A 5,230-nucleotide genomic window follows, 5' to 3' on the forward strand; every position below is an offset into this window, starting at 1 on the left:
TTACAGTGAGATTTACAACCTAAAAACCCGACATTTCTAAAAAGCTCAAACCCCGACATTTCAAAATAGCCTCGACACCTTTGCCAACAGCGTCCGATGGAAGTCCAGTCCACTGCCGGCGCTAAAAAGCCGGCTCCCTCTTCGAGACGGCTGGTCCGCGAGTTCGCGGGGTCATTGGCTGGTGCGTAAGGCAGCCAAGTCACGATCTTCACTCTTCTAGGCCGGGGGACCGTTGGTTGGTGTTTCTAGCACTATTGGCTCTGCGACCGGGACAGCTCCGATTAAAACAGCCCATTTCTCGGCAATGATTTCAGGGTCCTTCGTCATCTGCCAAACTATTCCAGGCAAATGTTACTTCTGTGTTTTGGTTGAAATCACTTAGTTGTTGAAAGCGCGATGTTTAACGTTTGCGTCAGGTGGCGCCGTTTTATACTCAGATGCATAATCTCTTTCAGTAGCTAATAAAAATCTGAGAGAGAAGGGTAATGACCGGGGAATTTCGTGAGTTGTATTATGTGGGGCGTGAGATGCCTCCAGATCTGGAATCGGCACTGGCAAAACGTCGATGGACCGTCGACTCGATTAACTTCAAAAGCGGGTGTAACGCGGCTCATCGACGCGACCTCGCTGGCGCCGGCATAGTTGACTTTTCAGGCGTTCGAGTTCCGCAGGATCTGCAGATTATCGAGCAGTGGCTCGCCTGTTCGCGCGTGGGTTGGGTGGCAATTGGTTACCTTGAGCAGTTTAACGACGCCGTGGTGCGCGGACTCATCCGCAACTACTGCTTCGATTATGTAACGCTGCCGACCTCAAACGAACGGATTGCCAATGCCGTCGGTCATGCGCACGGGATGGTGACGTTAAGTGATGAGGCCTCAGACGGCGGACGCGCGGTTGAAGGGGACGAAACTGGAGGAATGATTGGCTCGTGTGACGCAATGCTCGGCCTCTTTCGCTCGATCCGCAAAGTCGCGACGACCGATGCGCCTGTTTTCATCTACGGCGAGTCGGGGACCGGGAAGGAACTAACCGCTGCTGCGATTCACGAACGGTCGACGCGGTGCGATCAGCCTTTCGTCGCGATCAACTGCGGCGCGATTCCGGCGCACTTGCTGCAGTCCGAACTCTTCGGCTACGAGCGCGGTGCGTTTACCGGTGCGAACCAGCGCAAGATCGGCCGGGTCGAAGCGGCTAATGGCGGGACGCTGTTTCTCGATGAAATCGGCGACCTGCCGCTAGAAAGCCAGGCGAGCCTCCTGCGCTTTCTGCAGGAGCGCAAGGTCGAACGCCTCGGCGGCCACGGCTCGACGCCGGTCGACGTGCGCGTCATTTCAGCCACTCACGTCGATATGCAGACGGCGATGATCGAGGGCCGCTTCCGCGCGGACCTGTATCACCGCCTATGCGTGCTGCAAGTCAACGAACCACCGCTCAGGGAGCGCGGCAAGGACATCGAGAAACTCGCCCATCACATGCTTGAGCGGTTTAAGACGGATGCGCGTCGGCGTCTGCGCGGCTTTTCCTCGTGCGCGATCGCGGCGCTTTATACCTATGGATGGCCCGGCAACGTGCGTGAACTGATCAACCGGGTGCGCCGTGCGATCGTGATGGCTGAAGGGCGTCAGATTACGGCTCGTGATCTGGAACTCGAAGAACACGTGGAAGCTGCGCCGATAACACTTGCGCAAGCACGCGAAGCGGCGGAACGGCAAACGATCGAAATGGCTCTACTGCGTCACCGCGGTCGTCTGGGGGAAGCGGCGCAGGAGCTTGGCATCTCGCGCGTGACGCTCTACCGCTTGTTGAACGCACATGGACTGCGCTCCGAAGAGATCGATGACCGAGGTACCCCTTCGTGCGCGAAGCGTTCGGCGGCCTGAAGCACGTGGATGCGTAAGTACTGAGGCTCGGATTGGATTCACGACCGGCGCGCATCCGACCGGTCTGGAGTCTGGAGGGTTTCGAACGAAGCGAGTAGTAAGGCAAGAGAGCAAAATGACTTTCGATTATCAAGATGAACGATTTGCGGTCCAAATTTTTTCGGTCGACGGCAATTGGGCTTGAGCGTACTGGATTAGCGGGCTTGATCAGTATCGCGAAAGCGACCCTCGCTTTTCTTCGAGCGAAAGCGCGCTCGCCAATGGCAAACAGAACGCCGAGGAACATATCCGCATAGCACTCTCTTGCGCAGGCCCTCGGTAAGTCGGTTCTATTTATATGATATTTGACCGGCTAACGGCATAATTTGGATAACGACCTTGTCAGGTCGTCAAGACCACCCTTGAGCTTCCTCCAGCCACGATAACTTGGGCAGTCATCAATGGTTCGACGATACAATTTGAAATAAGCAATTTACCAACCAAATAAGATAAATCTAGAGACTGTAAGATATGTGGTACGGCGAGTCCGATAGAACATCGCGCGGCAGGGCTGCTGCCCTGCGAGGCGGCTTGACCATGACGGCACGCCTTCGACCGCATTGCGTACCTTATTCGATCGCACCGGCTTCCGCATGAGGCTCGATTGGCTCGCGCGTTGTGACTCATGCTAACGTCCCGGACGCGGCACCCGTCACACGAGACGCAGGCATTGACTTATCGGCGTCATCGCTTTCGCGGCCAACGTCCGGAATGGCGACGCTTCCGGGTGATGTTTTCATGGTCATTCCGGCCTGCTCATTGCTGTAGTGCACATGCATCGTGCTATCTCCTCGAAATTGGCCCCGTTCCGGCGGGGATTTTTTATGCCAGCAAGACTCTCTGTCTCCGAGTAGATAGGCATCAATCTTACTTATTCAGTTCACGTTTGATAGCGAGACGCTCAGACGACGCCCTATCCACGATACGCCTTGCATTGCGGGGCGGCCCTGCTAAAACATAGATTGGTCTCCTCGCGTATCAGCGCGATGGCTTGCCCGCCTGCTGTTGGCGGGCTTTCTTTTTGCTTTGGCTGCGCATCGCTTTGGGCCACGGGTTCGTGCTTGTATTCGTGATGAGACGGCAGTCGCTCGAGCCGTTCCGAAACCGGCGGATGACGCTGCCGACTCAGACACGTGCTCGGCCCCGTTACTCGCTCCTATGGGCTCAGCATGCTATTCAGGTCATAAAGCGGAAGTGCACCCGTGACCGTCTCGCCGTTCGCAAAAATAATCGTGGGTGTGATCCTTATACCTAGGCCTCGCGTCAGCTCGAGATTGCTGTCGATCGGTGCGCCAGCGCACGCGTGACCTCGTGCCGGAGAGCGCCCGTCCAGCATCCAGCGACGCCAAGTCGCCTCGCGGTCGGATGCACACCAGATTGCAGTTGCCACCGGCTTCGAATCGGCTGTGAGGATCGGAACAGGAACGTGTAAATAGTGACATTGGACAGCTCGCTTAATCTGTGCTCGAGCGTCCTGCAATAGGGACAATAGGGATCGGCGAACACTGCCAGCTTCCGGCTCCCGTTACCGTGGACGGTCTTGATCGCGTGACTGAACGGCAAACTGGCAAAGTCGACGTGCCGGTCTTGCGTTTGCGTCGCACTCGCTTCATCGTCCGCCCTCGCCGTCGGACCCGGTAACAGCAGTGCCGAACTGATGACTAAGGCGGCGGCTACGGCGCCCACGCCAAGCATGGACCTAAGTTTCATCGAGCTGCCGCCAGTTGAGCACGTAATCGACGCGGCGCGCCGCGACGATGTGCTGTCCGCACCCGCAATCATTCCTTGCCTCGGACCAGGCTAACCAGCGATGGCTCAACGAGAACAAGACGGTTCAGCTTACCTGTTTCAATTCATCGAGGTCGACGACGCCGGTTTCACTCGTGAACGCAAGTGATTGTCCGTGGCTTTGCTGCTGCGATACGCCGTTGATCTGGTGACCGCCGCTGTCATAGGTCCGAACGCTGCCGTGCTCTTCGATCAGCAGCCGATGCTTTTCGGCAAAGAATGCGTAGCGCACGTTATTTTGTGAACCGCTCGAAGACGCGTGGCCCAAATCGTCAGGCCACCACTTTTCCATGGCAGGCATGGGTTTCATCGGCTCCATGGGCTTCATGGGTTCGATCGGTTTCATGGGTTTCATCGGTTCCATCTTGTGTCCTTTTGGCAAACGACCGCACGAAATTTTGTCATGAGTTTACATAAATCTATTTGTCCCTTTTTTAATCCGACACATGACGACCTTGACAGCACGTGCACTTGCAAAAGTGGCTGGACCACGTATCATGTAGCACAGTTGTGACACACCACGAGGTCGATATGTCTACCACCACGCTTCGTCTGCCGCCTGGCCTTGGCGACCGGGTCTCAAAACTCGCGGAAGAGTCCGGGAAGACGTCGCACAGCTTTATGTTGGAAGCGATTGCGGAAAGGGTTGCCAACGAGGAACTGCGGCGCGGTTTTTTCAACGACGGCAATGCTCGACTGGCGAACATGCTGGACGCAGGCATTGGAATCGAATGGACCGAGATGCGTGAATACCTTCGCGGTCGGGCCGCTGGGACTGACGCGGTTCCGCCGAAGGTGAAGAGATGGCGCGACTGATTCTCGCGCCAGAGGTTCGCGAGGATTTCGATCGCATTTTTGACTTTCTTTTCGAGCACACCCCTGAGCACACTGCTCAACGCATTGACGATATTGTGTGCGCGCTCGACATACTGCAATCGAGTCCGTTGATCGGACGGCCGGCTGAAAGCCTTCACGGAATGCGCGAGCTTGTCATATCGACCGGTGCCCACGGTTACTTGGCACTGTATCGGTTTGTGCCCGAGTTAGACGCCGTGTTCGTTACGGCCATTCGCAGTCAGCGGGAGTTGCGGTATCGGCGCAGCGATGATGACCGCTCGACGTGAACGGCGTACGACACGAGAGTCTATCGAAGGGGTAAGGTGGCCTGCGGCATTTGACATCGAAGCAATCGTCGGGCAGGTTCGCTAGCCGAAATGCGCACTGCGCGCGTGCACTCATCGGTCTGTGGGTACCGATCGGCGATCAATGTGGCCAACGTGCTCGGCCTGCAGCAACAAGATTTAGCCACCATCGCAGCCGTGCACCGGACACGCTGCGTACGCATCCCAGGGATAGCGCGCGGCGTAGCAGAGAGCAGTCTCGATTTCGCGGGGTTTATTAGTTAGCTGCTTCGCGATGTTGCTGCTAAGTTCAAATGTCGGGGTTGCCGCTAAGTAGAGATGTCGGGTTTCGAACGGATGTTTCTGTTCTGGTTGTGGGGTTGGGGCGGCGCAGCCGCCCCC

At 56.7% G+C, this 5,230-nt stretch carries 5 protein-coding genes and 1 pseudogene; 3 read left to right on the plus strand and 3 right to left on the minus strand.

Annotated features, from left to right (window positions below; genetic code table 11):
* Positions 1-485 precede the first annotated feature (485 nt).
* Positions 486-1,880 carry a sigma-54 dependent transcriptional regulator gene (locus tag AWB81_RS40260; RefSeq protein ID WP_062643922.1) on the plus strand — a complete coding sequence of 465 codons (1,395 nt, stop codon included), beginning with the start codon at positions 486-488 and terminating at the stop codon, positions 1,878-1,880.
* Between the two features lie 1,195 nt (positions 1,881-3,075).
* Here AWB81_RS40260 and AWB81_RS49015 read toward each other — a convergent pair.
* Together AWB81_RS49015 and AWB81_RS40270 are read right to left on the minus strand one after the other, a co-directional pair.
* Positions 3,076-3,701, minus strand: a pseudogene (locus AWB81_RS49015) (DsbC family protein).
* 52 nt (positions 3,702-3,753) lie between these two features.
* The gene (locus AWB81_RS40270; RefSeq protein WP_062643925.1) at positions 3,754-4,071 is read right to left on the minus strand and encodes a hypothetical protein; all 318 of its coding nucleotides are present in this window, start codon (positions 4,069-4,071) and stop codon (positions 3,754-3,756) included.
* 167 nt (positions 4,072-4,238) lie between these two features.
* Here AWB81_RS40270 and AWB81_RS40275 point away from each other — a divergent pair, with 167 nt between their 5' ends.
* The gene (locus AWB81_RS40275; protein ID WP_062643927.1) at positions 4,239-4,523 is read left to right on the plus strand and encodes a CopG family ribbon-helix-helix protein; all 285 of its coding nucleotides are present in this window, start codon (positions 4,239-4,241) and stop codon (positions 4,521-4,523) included.
* Entirely contained in the window at positions 4,511-4,831 is a 321-nt protein-coding gene (locus AWB81_RS40280) for a type II toxin-antitoxin system RelE/ParE family toxin (protein ID WP_062643929.1), read from the plus strand. The genes AWB81_RS40275 and AWB81_RS40280 overlap by 13 nt, the downstream gene beginning before the upstream one ends.
* 177 nt (positions 4,832-5,008) lie before the next feature.
* On the opposite strand, the gene AWB81_RS47800 is transcribed toward AWB81_RS40280, so the two are convergent.
* A partial coding sequence (locus AWB81_RS47800; protein WP_235026173.1) for a hypothetical protein occupies positions 5,009-5,230 on the minus strand: 222 nt, incomplete at its 5' end.

Origin of the sequence: Caballeronia arationis (assembly GCF_001544975.2) — a bacterium.
Lineage (GTDB): Bacteria > Pseudomonadota > Gammaproteobacteria > Burkholderiales > Burkholderiaceae > Caballeronia > Caballeronia arationis.

Excerpts from the sequence above, each read along its gene's own strand:
- AWB81_RS40275 (WP_062643927.1), top strand. The coding sequence starts at position 4,239 with ATGTCTACCACCACGCTTCGTCTGCCGCCTGGCCTTGGCGACCGGGTC.
- AWB81_RS40260 (WP_062643922.1), top strand. The coding sequence starts at position 486 with ATGACCGGGGAATTTCGTGAGTTGTATTATGTGGGGCGTGAGATGCCT.
- AWB81_RS40270 (WP_062643925.1), bottom strand. The coding sequence starts at position 4,071 with ATGGAACCGATGAAACCCATGAAACCGATCGAACCCATGAAGCCCATG.
- AWB81_RS40280 (WP_062643929.1), top strand. The coding sequence starts at position 4,511 with ATGGCGCGACTGATTCTCGCGCCAGAGGTTCGCGAGGATTTCGATCGC.